Genomic DNA, 21,990 nt, shown 5'->3' with positions numbered 1-21,990 from the left:
GGTCCGGGCCCGCTGCAGTAAACCAGCAGCCCGAATGGGAAGATCTTGCCGACCGTTCTGGTGCGAGGAGACAAAGTGGACGCCCGCTCGAAGCATGACCACTCCGGATGGGAGGAGGTCGTGCTCGCGGCCCGCGAACGCGCCCGCAGTCGGCAGGCCCTCATGGTCGAACGCTTCGGACTGTCGGGTGACGTGCAGTACCAGTGGTCGATGGACGACGCGCAGATCACGTGGTCGCGCTCCGGAAAGGTGTTCCTCACCGGCCGACTCACGCTGATCGGCAGCGTCAGCGTCCCCCAGCAGTCCTGGCTGTGGTCATGGGCGAACGAGTCACTTCCGCCCGCAGTCCTGGGCGACATCGAGCAGGTCCGGCAGTTCGGCGAGGAGAATGGCTACCCCGTCCTGCCGTGGTCGGGCTTCAACTACCATCCCGAACTTGTCGCTGAGGCTCGGATGGTCGCAGCATCCGTACTCGACGCCGAAGGGCTGTGGGCGGAGTCCACCGACGGCATGCAACTCCACTTCCTGGTTCATGACTTGAAGCTCACCGCTGCATGACAGCGATGGATGCCCAAGTGCCAGAGCTGCTGGCTGCGGCTGTCGGACGTTAAACGACAAGCTGAAAGAGCGTTTTGTCCTGGCGGGGGTGTTTGGTAACTGGCGCGATGTCAGCAGCTTGGGGCGGTCCGTGTCAGCGTGTGAGGATCCGCCTATGGAGTGTGATGTGTGTGGACGGTCGATGTGGCAGTGGCCGGTGCCGCCGACGGCTTGGGGAGAGGAGATCTGGTCCTGTTCCTGGTGCCATGCCGCCACCCATGTGGGCGGAGAGTGGTTTGAGATCTCGCGACCGCCGTACCTGCCCATGGAGATGCGCTGGGAGAGGGCCGTCGCGGATGGTCTTCCCGCTGGTGTCTCCCACGCTTTCGGCATCTTCGACAGGACACTGTGCGGGATCCGGGAAACTGGCATGTCGCCCTCCGACCGCTGGTGGCTGCCGGAACGGGAGGACGCCTGTGGTGCCTGTCGGGCAGCGGCGGGTGTCATCGAGGACCGCTGGCCGCAGGCCATGAGGGGCGGGAGCGCGCGCGTCAGCGTGGCCCGAAGGCTATGAATCCTTCCAGTTCGGAGTCGATTCTCGGGTGAGCCTGCGGCTCATCAGGTCGATCATTGCGAGGCGGATCATGGCTTCGGAGCGGTGCGGGTGGGTTTCGTAGTCGCGGGCGAGGCGGCGGTGGTGCATGAGCCAGCCGAAGGTCCGCTCGACGACCCAGCGCCGCGGAATCACCTTGAAGCCTTTCTGGGCGGGGTCGCGGCGGTGACTTCGACGTCGATGCCCAGGCGGGCGCCGTGGTCGATGACTTTGGTGCGGTAGCCGGTGTCGCCCCATGCCTTGGTGATGCGGGGGTGGTCGGCAGCGATGTTCGAGAGCACGTGGATGCCGCCGGTGTTGTCGGAGACGTTGGCGGCGGTGACCAGCACTGCCAGGAGAAGGCCGAGTGTGTCGACGCCGATGTGGCGTTTGCGGCCTGCGATCTTCTTGCCCGCGTCGATGCCCTGCCCGGCAGCGGGCACGTTGGCTGAGGTCTTGATGCTCTGGGCGTCGAGGATGCAGGCGCTCGGCTCGGCGTCCCGGCCTTCGGCTTCCCGGACCAGGCGTCTCAGGAGGCCGTTGAGGTGGTCGAAGACACCCTCCTTCTGCCAGGCGGCGAAGTACGCCCCTGGCACCGGCCCGACCGTCGGCACTGGGTGATCGCCCGCCGCAGCGTTGCCCGCCCCGAAGAGCTCTCCTACTACATCGCCTACTGCCCCGACGACACCACTCTGGACCAGCTGATCCACATCGCTGGCAGCCACTGGGCGATCGAGGAATGCTTCCAGACCGCGAAGCAGGAGTGCGGCCTGGACGACTACCAAGTTCGCCGTTACCCCGGCTGGCACCGCAATATCACCCTGGCCATGGCCGCCGACGCCTGCCTCACCGTCCTGCGGGCCCGCGAACTGGACACCGGGAAAGCAGAAACGGATCCTCCCAGCTCATCCATCTCAGCCTCGCCGAGATCAGACGTCTGATCCACCGCCTCACCAACCGAGGGCCCGCACCGGTCGAGCACGTCCTGCACTGGTCGATCTGGCGCCGAAGACGACAACACCAAGCCCGCACCAGCCACACAAACGACGCGGTCACACACCACCGGAAACCGACCCACCGTCATGCAAAAGCCCGTTGCAGTACTAGTCGCCAGACGTAGCTGCTCACGTACGAACCGGGCGACGTCCCGGTCCCTGAGGACCTCCCGGATGGCAGGCTCGCGCAGAACTTCCAGGGCCGCGGCGGGGGTCTTGGTCAGCTCGGTAAGGACGGCTTTCCGGACCTCGCCGCGGCCGAGCTGCGCAACGATCTTGCCCGGAACGGAGGCCCCGGCGACGCTAGCCGCAGAGTCCGGCAGACCCAGGGACCTGCGGAACTCTGAGGCATCCAGGGAGACCGGCCATTTCATATGCTCCGCGCTGTACAGCCGGCCGAGCAGCGCCGACACGCGGCGGGCCCGCTCTGCGGGGTTGGTGACACAGGCAATGATCACGCACGTCCATGGCACGAGCACACCGGTGGAAGCCAGACGCTCGCGGAGCCCAGTCCCGGCCAGCTTGGCGACCCGCAGATACCGCTCCAGAGTTTCCGGGGCGTAGCCCAGCTGGCACGACAGCGGTCCCAAGGCGTCGTACGCAGGGATGCCGGACTGCTCAACAATCTCGCCGCAGACGTCACCGAGACAGAAGCGCGCGGTGACCTGTGCCCGCGACACCTGTCTCGCGCTGACTTCGAGCTCCGCACCGACGTCGAGCATGGGCAGGAGCCGGCGCCGCTGACGGTCGTGCCGAAGCTGGCCTCGGCGAGCGTGGCGACGCTATGCCACTGGTACGCCTTGCCGCTGTCGGCGGCGAGGACATGCAAGCCGGAGCCGTCGCCGGCCACCGTCACCGCCCGGTCGGCGGAGGACTTCCACGCCTTGGGCAGGTCACGGTCCGGGGCGAGCACCCTGGAGGACTGTTCTTGGCGTGGCGCCGCAGGGTTCGCGCCGCCGGGGCCGGCGGATCGCGCCGGCTCGGCGGCGGCGCCCGGGTATCCCTGCGTCGCCCAGGCCGGGCCGGACTGCACCAGTCCGGCCACGGCCACCACGGCGGTCGCCACAGCGAGTGGTATTCGTGCTCTTCTTCGCAAGCTCACGGGTCTCCAGCCAATCGGACGTGCTCGGTAATGTCGTCACAAATGCTCGCGATCACGGTGGCTGTTCGGCTGCCTGCGGACGCACGGAGTCAGCGGGCCGTAAACACGCTCGATCATCGGAACTTCGGATTCCGAAGCGCCGGCCACCAGGTCGCCGTGCGCCTGCCGGAACAGCGCCAGCGAACGCAGCGGGGCGGTACCCAGCGGGGTCAGACGCGTGCCGTCCCAACGGGTCACCGCATCCTTGCCACCCTGCACGGTCGCCAGGTCGACGGCCCCGCCCTGGGAAGGGGCCAACCCGAACAGCCGGCCCGACAGGGGGGTCAGCGTCGTGGTCCGGCCGCCTTCGGAGACTTTCACCAGCTTCCCGCCGAGCCCGCCCAGGTCGTTCCCGTCCGCGGTCGGCAGGGGGTTGGTGAACTGGCCGTGCACGGTGGCGCACACCACCGTGCCGGTCGCGGCGGCCACGTCGTACACCGTGGTGTCGCCGCGTCCGTCGTCACCGACCCCGCTGCGGGTGAAGGTGACGGTGTCGGTCGCCCCGCAGCCCGGCGAGTAGTACGCCAACTCGACTCCGGTGACCGGCTTGGTGACCTTGCCGGTGGTCAGGTCCACCACTGCGGCGAAGGCGTCCTTGGCCATCATCGCGGGCCTGTTGGTGATCAGCGAGGGGGCGTAGACGGCCGCCGCGTACCGCCCGGAGCCGGTCGTGCAGACGTAGCCGGTCCACGGCCCGATGTCGCCGAGCGCGGACTCCCTGAGGTCCGCGACCTGCTGGTACGCAAAGGACGAGGACTCGTCCGCGCGCAGGATGTGGAAGCCCGCGGTGTCGCCGGTGCCGGTCACCGACGTGTCCGAGAACGACTTCCAGCCCTTGCCGAGCGCTGCGTCCGGCGACGTGAACAACCGGCCGCCGGCATGGGTGGCTGGCGTGGGCGCTGCGGTGTCCGCTACCGCGACGCCTGCCGCCGGCAGAAGACCGGCAGCCAGTGCGGCGCAGGTAAGCTCCGCAATCCTTGCGGAGCTGCGCCCGACCGATCCGCACTTACGCAAAGCGACTTCCCCCTTTGTCCCTGTCCTGTTCAGTGCCATGACGTGCAGTCCCCACTGGCGCCGCACAGGCGGAAGTCCTCGGGGGCCGGATCGACGTCGGTGCCGCTGTCGGAGTAGCAGCCCTTCACCGAGTCCATGGCGTCCACCATGGGGGTGGCCACGGAGAAGTTCGTGTCCGAGACGGTGGTGCCGTTGTACATCTGCTCGGTGCCGGCGAGTTGCGGCACGTAGTAGATCCAGGGGAAGTCGGCGGCGACATTGCAATCGTCGCCGTTGGATCCTCGCGGAAGTCGGGGCTGAACAGGGCAAACGCTTCGACGGCTGCCGCCGGTGGCGTTGGACGGTGTCGGGCTCGAGCGAACTTCTTGCGGACTCTGGGGTCGCGCCCGATCCTCGGAACGACGGTGCGCGCGGTCGCGGCCGCGAGGCGGCGGCCCACCACCGAGGCAACCCCTAATGCCCCGGGCGCAGATTTACAGACCGGGGTAGCGAGCTCCCGGACCTGCAGACCGGGGCGAGCCGTCGCGCAGCCGGACACGTATTGGGCACGGTCCCGTCTGAAGTTACTCCCAAGGCCGGATTCGAGTCGCGGTAGCGGACCTCCGCGTCGCGGCCGGAGATCAGCCCGGGGTTCTTCAATGTCACGCCAGCCGGTACCACACCTCACCGGCATTACGCACGACGAGCGCTCCTGGTTCCCGTGTCAGGGACTCGAGGTCGACGGTGTCAGGGTCGAGGTAGCCAAGGTTGGCGGCCCGAGCGGCCGACGGCGGGATCTGAGGTCCGAGGGGAACCTCACTCCGCCATCGACGAGGAGTTGGCACCTTCCGACCGGTCGAGCGCGAGCATCGACTTCTGCAGGCCCTCGAAACACATCGGATCCCAGCCCGTCAGCTTCTTCCAGCGGTCCAGTCTGTAGCGCGCGCTGTTGGCATGGATGTGCAGAGCCCGCGCACACTGACTCACGGCAAAGTTCGACTCCGCGAACTTGATCACGGCAAGCGCGATGTGGGGGTGTCTGTGGGCAATGGCCACCGCGTCCGCCACGAACGGCGCCAGACGCTCACGTGAACCCTCGAGTCCGCAGATGAACCACTCATCCTCGAACGACACGGGACGACCCGTGTGCCGCGAGCGAGAAAGGGCGTCCTGAGCGTCCTGCAGACTGGCTGCCGCCCCAACGGGTCCTGAAGCGGGTCTCCCGATGCCCACGAGTCTCGCGTCGGAACACTGGTTCAGTGCATCGATGAGTCCCGCGGCCGAGAACCCCTGAGCCAGCAGCGTTACCTCATCAGCTTCCACCGTTCCACGCATCACCTGGCCGGCCGTCGGCTGATCAACGACCAGCCCGTCGATCTGGGATTGGGAAAGCCCATGCGTGCGCGCGAAGGTCAGGTCGTAGCGGTGGTCAAAGTCCAACCTCTCCAAGAGGTTTGCCGCCACGTGAGCGTCGACCGGGTTGCTGCGCAGGTGTACGAGCAGCTGTCGGAAGTGCTCAGCTCGGATGGCAGAGCGACTCGACGTCTCAGCTGCGTGGGCTTCAGCCACTGCGGCACTCAGGATGTGGAGCCATCTCCAGACGAACTCGACCTCGGCCAGGAGGCTGGAATCCTCAACGGCTGACGACCGTGCCACCCTGCCTCGTAGTTCCGTCCAGATAGCTGGATACGCGATGTGGTACGCATCGATCACGTCGGGGAGGCGCACCCCCATGCGAGCCCGGCTCGCTCCCAGCGCCCTGGCTTGGGCGACGTCTTCCTCGCAAGGAAGGGTGTGCGCAATGAGACCGTCGAGGATCGCGCGCAACTGACCCTCGACGCCTGTGAGGTGCACCTCCGGGTCCACCTGGGCGTAGCCAGGAACCTCCGAACGAATGCGGTCCGCCACTGAAACCGAGAGCGGACCCAGATCCTGCCTCAACTCAAGCAGCAGCGCGGCAGGGAGACCGGTCGACGGTTCAGCCATTCGACGTACCTCGTGAATTTCACTATGAACGGGGACATCAGTTCTCACATCCGTGCCTAGCCTAGCAACTTCGCCGCCTTCAAACTTGGTGACATTCATAAGGCTCGCGAGAGGGGCTAGCTGTGACCAAGGTCGAGACCCGGGCTCTGGGCGACCGATACGCCGAGGTGTCCGGATCCTTTGAGTTCACGGGTGTTCAAGCGTTGACCCGCCTACCCATGGACGTGAGGCGTGCCGACCTCGCCGCAGGCAAGCACACAGCGGCCTACATCTCCGGATACGAGGGTTCGCCGCTCGGCGGCTACGACCTCGAGCTTGCCCGACAGCGCTCGCTTCTCGACGAGCTCCACATCGTCTTCCAACCTGCTGTCAACGAGGAGCTTGCAGCGACTGCCGTGCAGGGCACTCAGCTGGCCTCCGGGCGCCCCGAGAAGAGATTCGAGGGGGTCACGGGCTTTTGGTACGGCAAGTCGCCTGGCCTCGACCGAGCATCGGACTCATTCCGGCACAGCAACTTGTGCGGCACCCATCCCTCCGGCGGCGCAGTAGCCATCGTGGGCGATGACCCGGCGGCCAAGTCGTCCACCGTTCCGGGCTCGTCGGAAGCGCTGCTCGCAGACCTCGGCATGCCCACACTCTTTCCGAGTAGCCCGGCGAACGCCCTGCACTTGGGCATGCACGCTGTCCAGCTCTCCCGAGCCAGTGGGCTCTGGGTCGCGCTCAAGATCGTCACCAACGTGGCCGATGGCACCGGTCTCGTGACTCTGCCCCGCAGGTTCAGGCCGGCCCATCCCGAGGTCGTTGTTGACGGGCAGCCATACCGCCATGAAGTGACCGCGAGCCTGCTTCAACCCGCGCTGACTCGCCTGGAGGCCAGCCGGAACGGAGTCCGGCTCGAGATCGCGCGCCGATATGCGGCTATGAACGATCTGAATCGTTGGTACGGCGACGAGAATCGGGATCGCATCGGGATCGTCGCAGCTGGGAAGACGTTCATCGATGTCCTGCAAGCACTCGAACTGCTCGGACTTGATGAGACCGAGCGCGAACGTCGAGGCCTTCGCCTTCTTGAACTCCAGATGATCCACCCCCTCGAGCCATCCATCGTCTCTGAGTTCGCACGAGGTCTGAGCGACATCGTCGTGATCGAGGAGAAGCGTTCCTTCATTGAGATCGCTTTGAAGGATCAGCTGTACGGGCGGGCGAATGCGCCCGCCATCTCCGGCAAGAGGCGGCCCGATGGCCTCGCGGGCTTCGCGGACAGTGGCGAACTCGATCCGGACACCATCGCCGAGATTCTCGCGAGTGTCCTGCTCGACCATCCAGACTTCCCGTCGGTCGAAGCATGGAAGCGAGACCGGCGCCAGCGTCGCGGGCCCATGCTGCTGCCCCTCGTCACGCGCACACCGTTCTTCTGCTCCGGCTGCCCCCACAACCGTTCCGCCCAAGTCCCTGACGGTGCACTCGTCGGTGGGGGAATCGGATGTCACGGGCTGGTTCTCGGAATGGCGCCTGAACAGGTCGGCGAGGTGATGGGCCTGACCCAGATGGGAGGTGAGGGGACGCAGTGGCTGGGAATGGCGCCCTTCATCGATCGTCCGCACATCTTCCAGAACATCGGCGACGGAACGTTCCATCACTCGGGGAGCCTCGCTGTTCGCGCGGCGGTCGCCGGCGGGGCGAACATCACCTACAAGCTGCTCTACAACTCGACGGTGGCCATGACGGGGGGGCAGCACGCCCAAGGCGCCATGGCCGTTCCACAGCTCACTCAGAGCCTTCTGGCCGAAGGTGTCACGCGCATCATCGTGACGACCGACGACCTGAAGTCGTATCAGCGTGTCCGACTTCCCAAGGGCGTCTCTGTCATGGGGCGAGAGCGGCTGATCGAGGCACAAGAGACTCTCGCCAACACGCCTGGTGTCACGGTCCTCATCCATGACCAGGAGTGTGCGACCGAGCTGAGGCGAAAGCGCAAGCGCGGACTCGCTGTGGATCCGACTGAGCGCGTCATGATCAACCAACGGATCTGCGAAGGGTGCGGCGACTGCGGACGCAAGTCGAACTGCCTCTCAGTGCACCCTGTCGAGACGGAGTTCGGGCGCAAGACCCGAATCGACCAGTCCTCCTGCAACAAGGACTACTCCTGCTTGGACGGTGACTGTCCGGCCTTCGTCACCGTTGTCCCAGGTGGGGCCAAGCGCTCGACAAGCCGCAAGCCGGTTGATACAGCCACCTTGCCGGCGCCGCAGTACGCCGACGTCGTGGGACATCACACGACGCGCGTTCTCGGGATCGGTGGCTCCGGGGTGGTCACGCTGTCACAGGTACTGACGAAAGCCGCCAACATTGCGCGACTTGACGTGGTCACGCTCGACCAGACAGGCCTCGCCCAGAAGGGAGGAGCTGTCGTCTCCGATGTCAAGGTCGGCCCCCTCACCGATGGAGTCGCGTCGAAGGCCGTCACTGCCGAGGTGGACCTTTACATCGGTGCTGACCTGTTGGTTGCTGCTGATCCCCGTCACTTGAGCGTCACGCGAGCAGGCCACACCACCGCAGTCATCTCGACCGCGACGGTTCCCACTGGCGCGATGGCCACAGACATCACCGTGCACTATCCGGACAAGGCCCAGCTTCGTCACGAGATCGGCGCCGCAACGGATCCTCACACGGCCGTGTTCGTCGACGCTCGGCGGGTTTGCCGCGACTTGTTCGGCGACGACCAGTCGGCCAACCTCTTTCTGACCGGCATTGCCGTCCAGCTGGGCGCCTTGCCGATCCCGCTGGAGGCCATCGAGGAAGCGATCGGTCTGAACGGCGTGCGCGTGGACGAGAACATCCAGGCCTTCCGCCGAGGTCGTCAGTTCGTTGCCAACCGTCGCGACTTCGATGACGCGGTCACGCTCGTCGAGCCAAGCGAAGAGATCCCTTCACCCACCGCCCAGTCCTTGGTGCTCGGGGTCGGCTGTGCCCCAGACTCAGACCTTGGACGTCTCATCGCTGTCCGAGCCGAAGAGCTCATCCGGTACCAGAACGCGGCGTACGCATCGAGGTACGTCGATGCCGTCACCCGTGCCCACCGGGCTGAAAAGGTGGTGAGCACGGACCGTACGCCGTTCACCGAGGCCGTCGCCCGCAATCTGCACAAGCTCATGGCCTACAAGGATGAGTACGAGGTTGCGAGACTTGCGCTGGACCCCGCGGTGGCTCAGGAAGCGCGAGCAGAGTTCGGCGATGGCGTCACCTTGAAGTACCGCCTGCACCCGCCCGTCCTGCGTGCACTGGGGATGAAGCGGAAGCTCAAGCTCGGGTCATGGTTCCGGTGGGTCTTCCGGGCCCTCGTGATCCTCAGGCACGTGCGAGGCACACCATTCGATCTTTTCGGCTATGCCAAGGTGCGCAAGGTCGAACGACGCCTCGTCCAGAGCTACATGTCGATGATCGACGCGGTGTCGGATGGTCTCCAGGAGACCAACACGGACCTCGCAACGAGAATCGCCGACGCCCCCGACATCATACGCGGCTACGAAGAAGTCAAGTTGGCGAACGTCGAGCGCTACGAGCAGCTGCGAGATGAGCTCCTCGCCGAGTTCGAGCACCCGGCCGTCCGTGCGGCATCTTGAGATCGCCGGCGGAGTCGATATCTCGCATCGCGGCCCCCGCATCGAGCGCAGGGCGAATTCACCAACAGACAGCGCGACCTGGGAACGCCCGCGTTCCGGAAAGGGCTCGACATGGACAAGGTCGGAGTAGTCGGATGTGGCTTGATGGGGGCGGGAATCGCCGAAGTCGTAGCCCGGTCGGGAACCGAGGTCGTTGTCGTAGAGACCACCTCGTCTGCTGCGTCCGAGGGTCGCGCGCGTCTGGCCGCCTCGCTCCACCGTGCCGAAGCACGAGGAAAGCTGGCCAGCGCCGAAGCGGTCCTCGCGCGTGTCCGGGTGGTGACCGATCTTGAGGCGATGCGCGATCGCGACCTGGTCATCGAGGCAATCGTCGAGGACGAGAGCGCCAAGATCGCGCTCTTCACCCGGCTCGACGCGATCATCGATTCGCCGGGCGCGATCATCGCCTCGAATACGTCCTCGATCCCGGTGATGAAGCTTGCCGTTGCAACCGGGCGACCGACTCACGTCGTGGGAGTGCACTTCTTCAATCCGGTGCCCGTGCTGCCCTTGGTCGAGATCGTCCCGAGCCTTCTCACTTCAAGCGACACCACGGAACGCGTTCAATCCTTCGTGGCAGCCAAGCTCGGCAAGCAGCCCATTCTTTGCCAGGACCGAGCAGGCTTCGTGGTGAACGCCCTGCTCGTTCCGTTCGTCCTGTCGGCCGTTCGCATGCTCGAGTCCGGATTCGCCACCGCAGAGGACATCGACCAGGGCCTGGTCCTGGGCGCAGCCCATCCGCAGGGGCCTCTCGCGCTCGCGGACCTCATCGGGCTTGATACCACCAAGTCGATCGCAGAGGCCCTCTACGAAGAGTTCAAGGAGCCGATGTACGCACCGCCTCCCTTGCTCGCGCGGATGGTCGATGCCGGACTGCTGGGACGCAAGTCCGGCCGCGGTTTCCATACCTACCGATGAGTCAGTGTTGGGAGTACTTCATGTACGCCCTTTCTGAAGAGCACCGCGAGATCCGCAGAGTGGTCCGCGAGATCGCAGAAGCAAAGATCGCCCCGTTCGCCGCCGCCGTCGACGAAGAGGGCCGGTATCCCCACGAGGCGCACGATGCGCTGCTGGCATCCGACCTTCATGCCCTTCACGTTCCAGAGTCCTACGGCGGTGCCGGTGCCGACGCGTTGGCCATGGTGAAGTTCCCCCCGCGAGCTGGACAGCGGGTGCTTACGCTGCCGGGGCGAGGCCCTGCCTGAGCAGGGATCTCGTTTCGAGCGGGGTGACGTATCTGTAGTCGGGGTGCCGACGGAGCCGACTGCGGTTGTACTCGACCTCTCACGACGGAATGTTCAGCTACTGCCTGTCGGAGCCGGAGGCCGGATCCGACGCGGCGTCGATGAAGACACGGGCAGTGCGCGACGGGGACTACTGGGTGCTCAACGGCGTCAAGCGGTGGATCACCAACGCCGGCGAGTCGCGCTTTTACACCGTCTTCGCTGTAACTGACCCCGAGAAGGGTCTGCAGGGCATCTCGGCGTTCGTCGTCGAGAAGAGCGACGAGGGAGTCTCCTTCCCCGGAGATGAAGCTCGGCATCAAGGGATCGCCCACCCGCGAGGTCTACCTCGACAACGTCCGCATCCCGGCCGACCGGTTGATCGGCGAGGAGGGCACCGGTTTCCAGACCGCGATGCGCACGCTCGACCACACCCGCGTCACCGTCGCAGCCCAGGCCGTCGGGGTCGCGCAGGGTGCGCTGGACTACGCCCTCGAGTACGCCAAGGAGCGTCAGCAGTTCGGCCGATCGATGGCCGACTTCCAGGGGCTGCAGTTCCTGCTCGCCGATATGGGCATGAAGGTCGAGGCCGCCCGCCAGCTCACCTACGCCGCCGCCGGCCGCTCCGAGCGCGGCGACACCGACCTGACCTTCTTCGGAGCCGCTGCGAAGTGCTTCGCCTCCGACGTCGCGATGGAGGTCACCACGAACGCCGTACAGGTCCTCGGCGGATACGGCTACACCCGCGAGTACCCCGCTGAGCGCAAGATGCGCGACGCCAAGATCACCCAGATCTATGAGGGCACCAACCAGGTGCAGCGCATCGTGATGGCACGCCAGCTCCTGGCCGGAGTCCAGCCGACCCTCTAACTGATCATTTCAGACTGCCGGTGGACGACCGTGCGGCTCTGCGCGGGATCGTCTACGTTCTGCGAACGGGCGTGACCTGGGCGGACGTGCCGACCGAGACGATCGGCTGCAGCGGGGTGACGTTCTGGCGGCGTCTGCGGGACTGGACCGAGGCCGGCGTCTGGCCCCGTCTGCACGCCGTTCTCCTCGCGGAGCTCCGCAAGGAAGGCCTGCTGGACATGGACGACGCCGCGATCGACGGCTCGCACGTCCGGGCCCTGAAAGGGGGGCTGACACCGGACCTTCGCCGGTCGACCGCGCGAGGCTTGGCAGCAAGCACCACCTGATCACCGACCGGCACGGAACACCCCTTGCCGTCTCGCTGACCGGCGGAAACCGGCACGACGTCACCCAGCTCATGCCCCTGCTGGACACCATCCCCCGCGTCCGCGGCCTGGTGGGCCGGCCCCGTCACCGGCCACGGCGGCTGTTCGCCGACCGCGGCTACGACTACGACAAGGACCGGCGCCTGCTCAGAGCCCGCGGCATCACACCGAAGATCGCCCGCAAGGGCATCGCCCACGGATCCGGTCTGGGCAGGACCAGATGGGTCGTGGAGCGGACCTTCGCCTGGCTCCACCAGTTCAAACGCCTCCGGATCCGCTACGAGATACGAGCCGACCTCCACCTCGGCTTGCTCCAACTCGCCTGCAGCATCATCTGCTTGCGACGACTCCGAACCTCATTCTGAAACGATCAGTTGCGAGCTGGTGCGTGATTGCGGGTGATGTGTTCTTGCTGGTGGGTGGCATGATCCGGATGTGGCGATCATGCTCAGTCGGACGGTTCTTGCGCATCAGGTGTTCACGGGGGTCTCCCGGGGGCATCTCGCCGCCCTGGTTGAGGAGTTGGCTGGATCGTGGCAGGCCGTGGTCGAGGGGCGTCGTCACGAAGCTCGTGGCGGGGCCAGGAAGCGCGGGGCGGGAGCCGGTGCCCGGCATCGGCTGGTGTTCGTCGACCGGCTCGTGGCCACGCTGATTCACCTGCGGCACGATGTGCCGCATGCGGCGTTGGGGTTGTTGTTCGGCGTCGACCGCTCCACCATCACCCGTGCGATCGGCGAGATACGAGGGCTGCTGGCCGAGCGGGGATGCGCGGTCCCGGACCGGCCCGGCCTGCGGCTGCGGACCCTGGCGGATGTGTTCGCATACGCCCAGGCCGAGGGCATCGAGCTGCGGTTGGACGCCACCGAGGTCCAGGTCCGCCGGCCCCCGGCCGGCCGCGGCGGGCGCCGTGCGTTCGTCTCCGGCAAGAAGAAACAGAACACGATGAAGGCCACCGTTGTCGCCGACCATCAGGGCCGCACGCTCTGGACCGACGCCCTGCGGCCAGGGCGGATGCATGACGCGACCGCCGCACGCAACGAAGGCATCGGTACCTGTTTCCGGCACTTTCGCGACGTGGAGGTCCTCCTGGACGACGGTTACCCCGGGCTCCGCCGCGACCATCCCGGCCAGGCGGTGACACCGCCCAGGAAGGGAAACAAGATCAGCCCTCCCGAGGTCCTCGAAGCCCGCCTACAGGCCCGACACCGGCACTCCTCGAAACGCATCAGCGTCGAACACGCCCTCGCCGATCACAAACGCTGGAAGCAACTGGTCCGCTGGACCCACCGCCGGGAGACCCTGCCCGTCACCTACCGGGCCATCGCCGGCCTCGTCTCCGACCGCAACACCACCGGCTGACACAAACCCCAGCCCAGACCCCTTGCGTCTCCAACGCAATCACGCACCGGCTCGTAAGAAGCCGTATCTCAACCGATCTTGCAACATGCGGGTCGAACGGGTTTCTGGATCGGGTGATCTCGGGGTGGCCGGTGCATGAGGACAGGGCCTCTTGGTAGTTCGGGGGTGTCGAAGCCTGCCGATCTGCCCAGGAGACCCTGTTGCCGCAGTTGTACGCGCTCGCGCTCGTATCGTTCGAGTCGTCCGACGTGTCGTGCGATTGCCTCGCCCATGTGTACGGGAACTCGGCGGACCAGCCTGGCCGGAAGCGGCACTACGCCTCGGACATGACGGACGCGGAGTGGTCGGTGATCCGCCGGTTGCTGCCGATGCCAGCCTGGCTGGAGGGTCGGGGCGGGAGGCCGGAAGGCTACTGCCACCGACAAATACTCGACGCGGTGCGTTACGTCGTCGACAACGGGATCAAGTGGCGTGCGATCACGGTTGACGAGTCTGGAGTCGTTACACGAGTCGGTAATCAGGGTCGGCAGCTGGCAGATCCCGAACAGTTCATGGGGTTCAGCGGCAACCCTTCTCGGCCCGACTCCCTACTGTTCCGCCACCATGACCTTCACATCGAAGTCCAGTTCGATCGCGCGCATCAGATCGGATCCACCGACAAGGCGGGCGTCAGCAATGTGGTCCTGGAGTCCGCACTCAGCACGATCATGGACCTCGAAGGCTCGGTTGCTGCGGTGGATGCCGGCGACAAAGTGGTGGGCTATCGCAACTGGCTTCGACTCATGCAGGGCACGCTGACGGAGGACGTCACCAAGGATGGTCGTACCTTCAGGCGAACGCTCAACGCTGATCGGGTCTTCACCGCTCTCAGCGGTGAATCTGTGACCATGCCGGGGGGCGTTGCTGTTCAATCAGGCAGGCCGGACATCTCATGATGACCGACGCCGCGTTGGACGCCGAAGGACAGCCAGTGCCCGAGGGCATGCTGGACGGCTTCATCACGGCGCTCGGCAGTTGCCACGACCTCCATCGCACGCACGGCTTGGCGAACAGTCGGACTGGGTCCATGTATGTCGTCAAGCCGAAGCTGCATGGGCCTGAAGAGGTGGAGCTCGCTGTCGAACTGTTCGACCGCATCGAGATGTAACTCGGGCTGTCCCCGAAGACGATCAAGGTCGGGATCATGGATGAAGAGAGGCGGACGACCCTGAATCTTGCTGCGTGTATCCACGCAGCAAGCGATCGCATTGCGTTCATCAACACTGGCTTCCTCGACCGGACCGGCGACGAGATCCACACCTCGATGCTTGCGGGCCCATTCGTCCGCAAGCATCGAGATGAAGGGTGCCACCTGGATCCGGGCATATGAGGACGCGAACGTTGACACGGGTATCGCGTGCGGCCTGGTCGGCCGGGCACAGATCGGCAAGGGCATGTGGGCCCAGCCCGACAATCTCGCGGACATGATGGAGCAGAAGGCCGTTCATCCGCTTGCCGGCGCCAACACGGCATGGGTTCCATCGCCCACTGCGGCGACTCTTCATGCGCTGCACTATCACCAAGTGAACGTCAAGGCCTGTCAGCGAGAAATCGCGGCGGGGGGAAGACGGGCCACCCTCCAGGATCTCCTGACGCTCCCGTTGGCGGACCCTTCCAGCTGGTCTCCCGAGGATCGGCGCGCGGAGCTCGACACCAACGTGCAGATCGTCTTGGGCTACGTCGTCCGCTGGATCAACGCGGGCGTCGGGTGCTCAAAGGTTCCAGACCTCGACGGGACGCCGCTCATGGAGGACCGGGCAAAGTGCCGAATCTCAAGCCAGCACGTCGCCAATTGGCTGCTCCATGGCGTCATCACCGTTGACGACATCGAGGAGAGCTTGCATCGGATGGCGCTCCTCGTCGATCAGCAGAATGCCCACGACCCCGGCTGCCTTGCGATGGCGCATGGGTACGACAGTGAAGCGTTCCTGGCTGCCCGTGGCCTTCTCCTCTGCGGCCTCGACCAACCATCCGGATGCACCGAGCCGATCTTGCACAGCCGCCGCCTGAGTCAGAAGGCTCTCCACAAACGACCATCGCCGCCGACGTCGGCGGCTCTACGGATCTACGCGTGGATGAGCCCCGGGCCGTCGCGCCGGCGGGCTGAACCGTTGTGGAGAGAGGCCGAGGCCGCTCATGATGACCAGGGAGATCTCCGCCTCGCTAGCTCCGCACGCTGCAAGTGCCGAACGCAGACCGAGCTGACAGCTCGCTTGTAGATGCGTCAGACGTTGGCCCTGCGGTCATCGGAGGGGGTATGGCCGACGACGGACAACCAGGCGGTAGTGCTCGGGCAGGAGCCAAGCCAGGCCATAAGTCAGTGCACGGCCATTGTCGTCGTACGTGACGGAGCTGAGATGAGTGGCGATCGACCCGGGCGCAACGTCCAGCTCCTGGGCGATGGGCTCATCAAGGATCGCCGGCTCGACTTGCGCATCAGAGTACGCAATGGGGAATTCTGGCATCTCCAGCAGGACCTCGATCAGGGAGAACTCAAACTCACGCTGGATCGAGGCCATGGTCGTCTCGTCACCTCTGATGTAGTCGACGAGCTTTGCGGTTCGGATGCCGCCGTGGAGGGCGATGCGATTGACCTCGATGACGTTGTTGCCTGGGGCGAGCCCCAAGCTGGATGCCACGTCATCGTTGGGTGAGGAAATCGCAAAGGACACATCGGCGAGCGACAGTGGCTTCCCGGGGTGCGCCGAGTATGACGTGAACGATCCGAGTCGCTCGAAGTTCTCCGTCAGCGGCCTTGACAAGACCATCCAGCCAACCCCGTGACGTGGCCTGAGGAGTCCCAGGTCCTGGAGACTGCGCATGCTCGAGCGAAGGGTCACTCGTGAGATCGAGTACCGCTCACACAGCTCCGCTTCCGATGGCAGGAACTCTCCAGGACTCACGGCTCCGTTCAGGATGAGATCTGCGGCTATCGCGTCCCGAACTTTGTCAGCAAGCGGACGCCGCCGAGGCCAGTGAGACGTCTCTGTCGTGTCAGTCACGAGATGAGTATAGTCAACTCATGACCAGAGAGAACAGACAACCGTTGACTAATCTATTGAACTCTGTGAACGTTGTGCCCTCATCCGAGCGAAGACAGATGTCTGGCAGCCGGCCCACGAGACCGGCGGTGGAGAGGTGAGGGACATGACGTCAGTGGACGAGCTCCTGATTCGGGCGAGGAGAGTCTTCCTGCCAGCCGGACCGGTCGCAGCGTCAGTTGGCATTTCTCGCGGACTGATCAGCGGGATCTATCCCTACGACACGGCTCATCCCGCCGTGGAGGTCGTCGACCTGCCCGATGACCAGGTCCTCATCCCCGGCATCGTGGACACGCACGTTCACGTGAACGAACCCGGTCGCACGCACTGGGAGGGCTTTCGTTCCGCCACTCGGGCCGCGCTCGCCGGCGGGGTCACCACCATCATCGACATGCCGTTGAACAGCGTGCCGCCGACAGTGGAGGTCGAGGCGCTACACCTCAAGCAGAGATCCGCGGAAGCGTCGAGCCACGTCGACGTTGGTTTCTGGGGAGGAGCTATCGGTGACAATGACGCGGACCTTCAACCCCTGCACGAAGCGGGGGTTTTCGGCTTCAAGTGTTTTCTTGTCGAGACTGGACTCGACGACTTTCGCTGCCTCACGTCCGACGAGCTGGCGAGGGTGATGCACAGGATCGCGGCGTTCGACGGCCTGCTCGTGGTCCATGCGGAAGACGACATGGCCATCCGAGCAGCGCCTGCGGCGATGGGGCCGTCGTACGACAGATTCCTGCGGTCGCGACCAGACGTGTGCGAAGAGCGTGCGGTGCAGCGCCTCGTGCGGCTGGTCGAACAAACGGGCTGCCGTGTGCACATCGTTCATGTCGCGAGTGCGAGCGTCCTCGAGGTGCTCAAGGTTGCTCGGGGACAGGGACTCCCGGTCACGGCAGAGACGTGCCCGCACTACCTCACGTTCTCGGCGGAGGAGATCCCTGAGGGCGGGACGCAGTTCAAGTGTTGCCCGCCGATACGGGAGGCTTTTCAGCGCGAGCTCCTGTGGGACGCACTCGTCGAAGGAGTCCTGCAGATCGTCGTCTCTGATCACTCGCCTTCGCCCGCCGAGCTCAAAGAGGTCACGACCGGGGACTTCTCCCTGGCATGGGGAGGTGTCTCCTCGCTCCAGCTCAGCCTGCCTGCGGTGTGGACGCAGGCACGGGCACGAGACATCCCGTTGCAGTCCGTTGTCGAGTGGATGTCGCACGGCCCGGCTCGGCTGGTCTGCCTCGACAACAAGGGGGCGATCGAGGTGGGACGCGATGCAGACCTGGTTGCCTTTGCGCCCGACCAGAGCTTTGTCGTTGATGCCGAAGCGTTGCTGCATCGGCATCCATTGACGCCGTACGACCGGCGTGCGCTTTTCGGAGTGGTGAAGAAGGTCTGGTTGCGGGGCAGCACCTGCGACGCCGAACAGTCGCCTCGTGGGCGCCTGATCAGGCGTGAAGGTTAGAGGCCGACATGGACCTGCGCGGATGTCGATGATCACAACGTCAAAGGAAGAGCTCATGACCAAGGACCCGATGTCAGTTCCACCTGACTTTCTGGCCCTTCCCGACCTCGCATGCCGGAGCCTGGGTGGAAGCGTGGTTGCGGCTAACGACGAATTCTTCGCCGAGCGCGAGAATCTCATCAGTCCAGGGCCGCCCCAGTTCGCCCGTGACGCGTTCGGTCACAAGGGCAAGGTCTACGACGGCTGGGAGACGCGGCGGCGTCGCGAACCCGGACACGACTACGCCATCGTCCGGCTAGCCGCGCCAGGAACTGTGAAGGGTGTCGTTGTCGACACCGCGTGGTTCACCGGCAACTTCCCGCCGCAGGTTTCTGTTGAAGGGACGAGTCTGGACGGATACCCGAGTCTGCATGAGCTCGAGCACTGCGACTGGACGCCGTTGGTCCGGAAGAGTCCGGTCCGCGGGGACAGCGCGAACCTGTTCGCAGTCGATGACGATCGCTGCTTCACCCACATCCGACTCTCCATCTTTCCCGACGGCGGTGTGGCCAGGCTCAGGGTCCACGGAACGGCGCGCCCTGACCCTCGATTGCTCACTGGCACGATCGATCTCGCAGGGGCGACACAGGGAGGAGTTGTCGTGGCTTGCTCGAACACGCACTACTCGTCGCCCTCGCAGCTCCTGCTTCCAGGCCGCGCGACCAACATGGGTGACGGTTGGGAGACTGCCCGGAGGCGCGAAGGTGAGAAGGACTTCGTTGCAGTCCAGCTCGGAGCGCGCGGACTCATTCGTCGCATCGAGGTTGATACGTCGTTCTTCATCGGAAACGCACCTGGTTGGGCGAGGGTCCTCGGGGCGGATGTTCCGCCGGGGCATCCGGTACCGGAATTGGACGTGGCGTGGCGCGAGATCGTGCCCAAGACCAAGATTCAGCCAGACACACGGCACATTCTCCACATTAGGGGGCTCGAGCCCGCCACGCATGTCCGGCTGGAGATCTTCCCCGACGGTGGACTCTCACGCCTCCGCGTCCTGGGTGAGGTGGATGCCGATGATCTGGAGAGATACGCGTTGGAATGGATCAACGCGCTCCCGGAAGGTCACAGCCTGTCGGCGGGCTCGAGCTCGGATCGCAGCGACTGTGTCCGTGAACTTCTGGGCCACCGACCTTTGAGCCTGCCGGGCAACGTTCCCCGCAACTAGAGCTTGGCCGCGCTCGAGGTGACCGGGCCTGGGTTCACCTCACCCATCGTCAGCGATGCGTGCGTGACCTTCCCCTAATACGCACGACCTGAGAGATGCGAATGTTGAAAGAAGACGAGGCAGGACGCCCACCCGAGCCTGACGCCGCATCGATGGCAGCCCCATCGTCCTGGCGCTCGACGCGCCAGCCCATCCACACGGTGTACATCCCTGCTGATCGCTTCGCTGCGTCGTCAGTTGCCGACTGGGGGGCGGTCGGCTCTTGAAGCGCCGGACGCACATGCCGCGTCAGTCGCTGATCTCGCTCGAGTGACAGGACTCGACGAGTCGCTGGTCGACGACCTCGTTCCGAGGGTGAGGCGCAAGCTCGCGCAGCAGCCGATCGAGGATCTGCGGGTCGACTTCGAAGACGGTTCTGGAGTGCGTCTGGATGCGGAGGAGGATCGGGCAGTCGCGGACGTCGTCTTCGCGCTCGAGCAGGTGACAGCGTCAGGGAGTGAAAGACCGGTTTCTTTCGGCGTCCGCTTCAAGAGTCTGGAACCATCGACGCGGCGACGCGGCGTCCGTAGCCTTGTCGCCTACCTCACTGGCGCGGCGGAGCGTGGCCTGCTCAGCGCGGGCAGCGTGTTGACATTACCCAAGGTCACAACGGTGGATCAGGTCCAGGCGCTTTCCGAGATTCTCCGAGTGCTGGAGACAGACCTGGGCGTTGCAGCCGGAAAGCTGACCGTCGAGATCCAGGTCGAGACGCCTCAGGCAGTTCTGGGCGTCGATGGGACGGCACTGGTGGCGAAGATGATCCAGGCCTCTGCGGGGCGTTGCAGCGCACTCGACTACGGCACGTACGACTATTCAGCCGCGCTGGGGATTGCGGCCGAGTACCAGTCCATGGAACACCCGGCGGCCGACTTTGCGAAGGCGGTGATGCAGGTGGTGGCGGCCGGCTTCGGCGTCAGGCTGTCGGATGGCTCGACGAACATTATCCCGGAGGGCGACACTTCCGCGGTACATCGGGCGTGGGAGCTGCATGCCCGATTGGTGAACCGCTCCTTGCGCCGCGGCTACTACCAAGGCTGGGACCTGCACCCAGCGCAGCTGCCCACCCGCTATCTCGCGACGTACGCCTTCTACAGGGGTGGATTCGCTGCTTCGGCGGCCCGGCTGCGTGCCTACGAGGAATCCGTCAGCGAGTCTGGGATCCTCGTCGAGCCGGCCACCGTCCGCGCGCTCGCCGACTTCCTGATTCGGGGACTCGAGTGCGGTGCCGTCGACGAGTCTGAACTGCACTCCGCGGCCGGAGTCGATCGACTCCGTCTGGCAGGGCTGGCGGGTGGACGCACCGGCGGCGACCTGACGTTGGCCGGACCTCGATGAGCCGCACGCCCGGTACATCACCGGCTCGTCCTAGATGAGGGTGTAGGACAGGTCGCTTGGTCTCTCGGCGCGTCGGTGGCCGGATAGGTCTGGCCGTCGTCGGGCAGCGACTCGAGCCCGACCGGGCCGTGCTTGCCTGTGTCGTCGTCGAACCGAACCAGTCGTGTCACCGCTGCGGGGCCGAGGGCACCCCGCGCGACACGGTGGTCCGCCGGCTGGCACGCGAGCCGCTGGGCTGGCGGCCGAGCCACGCTCGAGGTCACGGTACGTCGCTACCGCTGGCCCCGAGTGTGGCCACGTCTGGCGTCACACCCGGCGCGGCGACAAGTACGTCACCGTGATCAGCGACCTCACACCGGTCCGTGATGGTACAGGCCCCGCACGGCTGCTGGACATGGTCGAGGGCGGCCCCAAGCAGGCGTTCAAGACCTGGCTCCCCGACCGTGACCAGGCGTTGGCGCGACGCGATCGAGGCGGTCGCGATGGACGGGTTCACCGGCTTCAAGACCGCCGCCGTCGAGGAGCTGCGCGACGTGGTGACCGTGATGAATCCCTTCCACGTCACGAGGCTGGCCGACAAGGCGCTCGATGAGTCCGCCGTCGGGCCCAACAGGCCATCCACGGCCACCGCGGTCGCAAGGGCGACCCGCCGTACGCCGCACCCTGTCCACCGGTGCGGATCTGCTCATCGACCAGCAGATCACCCCGACTGGCCGCGCCTTCATTGCCACGCTGCGCCGGGCCGGTCAGCGCGGGTACCGCGATCAGATCGCGACAGCGTGCTTCAACGACGCCACCGCGTGGGGTGATGTGTCGTCGTGTCTCTACGACGTGACCACGCTGTGGCGACGACCCATCCGGCACCCGAGTCCGTGCGGGACTGCGCCGTGCTGATCACCTCGGCGCGGCTCGGACTCCGGGCCGGCGAGGCTCTTTACACATGGAGCCTTTTCCAACCTCATGCCTGTGCTGCTTCTCGGCATGCTGATGACTGCCGCATCAATCTGTAGCGAGGTCATGACCAGCAGATCCGCGGTCGGTCCTGTCGGCCCAGACGCTTCGCCGAGCATGGTCAGCGGCGCTGACATCCGGGTTGGAAAGGGCTCAGCGCTCCGGCAGCTCCCATGAAGCGAACCAATGGGGGAACGGTCCGGCGGAGGGC

At 65.5% G+C, this 21,990-nt stretch carries 14 protein-coding genes and 7 pseudogenes; 16 read left to right on the top strand and 5 right to left on the bottom strand.

The window, feature by feature from the left end; translation table 11 throughout:
• Window positions 1–75 precede the first annotated feature (75 nt).
• The gene (locus tag AADR41_RS30165; RefSeq protein ID WP_342284655.1) at window positions 76–558 is read left to right on the top strand and encodes a DUF6882 domain-containing protein; all 483 of its coding nucleotides are present in this window, start codon (window positions 76–78) and stop codon (window positions 556–558) included.
• Window positions 559–1,105: 547 nt separating this feature from the next.
• Here the strand turns inward: AADR41_RS30165 and AADR41_RS30160 are convergent.
• Window positions 1,106–1,716: pseudogene (locus AADR41_RS30160) on the bottom strand (IS5 family transposase); the annotation flags it as partial.
• Between AADR41_RS30160 and AADR41_RS30155 the strand changes: the two are divergent.
• Window positions 1,708–2,070, top strand: a pseudogene (locus AADR41_RS30155) (IS701 family transposase); the annotation flags it as partial. The pseudogenes AADR41_RS30160 and AADR41_RS30155 sit on opposite strands and share 9 nt — an antisense overlap.
• A gap of 1,192 nt (window positions 2,071–3,262) precedes the next feature.
• Here AADR41_RS30155 and AADR41_RS30150 read toward each other — a convergent pair.
• The 3 genes from AADR41_RS30150 to AADR41_RS30140 all read right to left on the bottom strand — a co-directional run bounded on the left by AADR41_RS30150 (window position 3,263) and on the right by AADR41_RS30140 (window position 6,244).
• Window positions 3,263–4,132: a hypothetical protein gene (locus AADR41_RS30150; protein WP_342284653.1), complete on the bottom strand. Its 870-nt coding sequence runs from the start codon at window positions 4,130–4,132 to the stop codon at window positions 3,263–3,265.
• 176 nt (window positions 4,133–4,308) lie between these two features.
• The gene (locus tag AADR41_RS30145) at window positions 4,309–4,506 is read right to left on the bottom strand and encodes a hypothetical protein (RefSeq protein WP_342284651.1); all 198 of its coding nucleotides are present in this window, start codon (window positions 4,504–4,506) and stop codon (window positions 4,309–4,311) included.
• A 568-nt stretch (window positions 4,507–5,074) separates the two neighbouring features.
• Window positions 5,075–6,244 carry a PucR family transcriptional regulator gene (locus AADR41_RS30140; protein WP_342284649.1) on the bottom strand — a complete coding sequence of 390 codons (1,170 nt, stop codon included), beginning with the start codon at window positions 6,242–6,244 and terminating at the stop codon, window positions 5,075–5,077.
• A gap of 122 nt (window positions 6,245–6,366) precedes the next feature.
• Here AADR41_RS30140 and AADR41_RS30135 point away from each other — a divergent pair, with 122 nt between their 5' ends.
• The 9 genes and pseudogenes from AADR41_RS30135 to AADR41_RS30090 all read left to right on the top strand — a co-directional run bounded on the left by AADR41_RS30135 (window position 6,367) and on the right by AADR41_RS30090 (window position 15,981).
• Window positions 6,367–9,867 (top strand): indolepyruvate ferredoxin oxidoreductase family protein, encoded by a 3,501-nt coding sequence (locus AADR41_RS30135; protein WP_342284648.1) that lies wholly within the window; start codon window positions 6,367–6,369, stop codon window positions 9,865–9,867.
• A 111-nt stretch (window positions 9,868–9,978) separates the two neighbouring features.
• The gene (locus tag AADR41_RS30130; protein ID WP_342284647.1) at window positions 9,979–10,824 is read left to right on the top strand and encodes a 3-hydroxybutyryl-CoA dehydrogenase; all 846 of its coding nucleotides are present in this window, start codon (window positions 9,979–9,981) and stop codon (window positions 10,822–10,824) included.
• A pseudogene (locus AADR41_RS30125) lies at window positions 10,821–11,117 on the top strand (acyl-CoA dehydrogenase family protein); the annotation flags it as partial. The gene AADR41_RS30130 and the pseudogene AADR41_RS30125, both read left to right, overlap by 4 nt.
• Before the next feature lie 74 nt (window positions 11,118–11,191).
• A pseudogene (locus tag AADR41_RS30120) lies at window positions 11,192–11,999 on the top strand (acyl-CoA dehydrogenase family protein); the annotation flags it as partial.
• An 11-nt stretch (window positions 12,000–12,010) separates the two neighbouring features.
• A pseudogene (locus tag AADR41_RS30115) lies at window positions 12,011–12,729 on the top strand (IS5 family transposase); the annotation flags it as partial.
• 79 nt (window positions 12,730–12,808) lie between these two features.
• Window positions 12,809–13,723, top strand: coding sequence for a transposase family protein (locus tag AADR41_RS30110; protein WP_342284646.1), 915 nt, complete (start codon window positions 12,809–12,811; stop codon window positions 13,721–13,723).
• A 200-nt stretch (window positions 13,724–13,923) separates the two neighbouring features.
• A complete protein-coding gene (locus AADR41_RS42990; RefSeq protein WP_446751127.1) occupies window positions 13,924–14,658 on the top strand; it encodes a transposase in 735 nt (244 codons plus the stop codon).
• Window positions 14,655–15,297 (top strand): annotated as a pseudogene (locus tag AADR41_RS30095) (hypothetical protein); the annotation flags it as partial. The gene AADR41_RS42990 and the pseudogene AADR41_RS30095, both read left to right, overlap by 4 nt.
• On the top strand, window positions 15,286–15,981 hold the full coding sequence (locus AADR41_RS30090) for a hypothetical protein (RefSeq protein WP_342284661.1): 696 nt from the start codon (window positions 15,286–15,288) through the stop codon (window positions 15,979–15,981). The pseudogene AADR41_RS30095 and the gene AADR41_RS30090, both read left to right, overlap by 12 nt.
• 24 nt (window positions 15,982–16,005) lie before the next feature.
• Here the strand turns inward: AADR41_RS30090 and AADR41_RS30085 are convergent, their stop codons facing one another.
• On the bottom strand, window positions 16,006–16,764 hold the full coding sequence (locus tag AADR41_RS30085; protein WP_342284645.1) for a GntR family transcriptional regulator: 759 nt from the start codon (window positions 16,762–16,764) through the stop codon (window positions 16,006–16,008).
• 145 nt (window positions 16,765–16,909) lie between these two features.
• Here AADR41_RS30085 and allB point away from each other — a divergent pair, with 145 nt between their 5' ends.
• From allB to AADR41_RS30065, 5 genes and pseudogenes are all read left to right on the top strand, one after another.
• The gene (gene allB, locus AADR41_RS30080; RefSeq protein WP_342284644.1) at window positions 16,910–18,250 is read left to right on the top strand and encodes an allantoinase AllB; all 1,341 of its coding nucleotides are present in this window, start codon (window positions 16,910–16,912) and stop codon (window positions 18,248–18,250) included.
• A gap of 22 nt (window positions 18,251–18,272) precedes the next feature.
• Window positions 18,273–19,454 (top strand): allantoicase, encoded by a 1,182-nt coding sequence (alc, locus tag AADR41_RS30075; protein ID WP_342284642.1) that lies wholly within the window; start codon window positions 18,273–18,275, stop codon window positions 19,452–19,454.
• A gap of 95 nt (window positions 19,455–19,549) precedes the next feature.
• Complete coding sequence (locus AADR41_RS42985; RefSeq protein WP_446751126.1) at window positions 19,550–19,720, top strand: DUF6986 family protein; 171 nt, start codon at window positions 19,550–19,552, stop codon at window positions 19,718–19,720.
• Entirely contained in the window at window positions 19,692–20,828 is a 1,137-nt protein-coding gene (locus AADR41_RS30070) for a DUF6986 family protein (RefSeq protein WP_446751125.1), read from the top strand. Before AADR41_RS42985 ends, AADR41_RS30070 begins: the two co-directional genes overlap by 29 nt.
• A 56-nt stretch (window positions 20,829–20,884) precedes the next feature.
• Window positions 20,885–21,527: pseudogene (locus AADR41_RS30065) on the top strand (transposase); the annotation flags it as partial.
• Window positions 21,528–21,990 lie beyond the last annotated feature (463 nt).

The organism is Streptomyces sp. CLV115, assembly GCF_038448545.1.
In the GTDB taxonomy this organism is placed as follows: domain Bacteria; phylum Actinomycetota; class Actinomycetes; order Streptomycetales; family Streptomycetaceae; genus Streptomyces; species Streptomyces sanglieri.
Note: the sequence above shows the minus strand (reverse complement) of the source record. Positions and strands in the feature narration are given on the sequence as shown.

Bases quoted from the DNA above. Each gene is read 5' to 3' on its own strand.
- AADR41_RS42985 (WP_446751126.1), top strand. From the start codon at position 19,550: ATGCGAATGTTGAAAGAAGACGAGGCAGGACGCCCACCCGAGCCTGAC.
- AADR41_RS30140 (WP_342284649.1), bottom strand. From the start codon at position 6,244: ATGGCTGAACCGTCGACCGGTCTCCCTGCCGCGCTGCTGCTTGAGTTG.
- allB (WP_342284644.1), top strand. From the start codon at position 16,910: ATGACGTCAGTGGACGAGCTCCTGATTCGGGCGAGGAGAGTCTTCCTG.
- alc (WP_342284642.1), top strand. From the start codon at position 18,273: ATGTCGATGATCACAACGTCAAAGGAAGAGCTCATGACCAAGGACCCG.
- AADR41_RS30110 (WP_342284646.1), top strand. From the start codon at position 12,809: ATGCTCAGTCGGACGGTTCTTGCGCATCAGGTGTTCACGGGGGTCTCC.
- AADR41_RS30130 (WP_342284647.1), top strand. From the start codon at position 9,979: ATGGACAAGGTCGGAGTAGTCGGATGTGGCTTGATGGGGGCGGGAATC.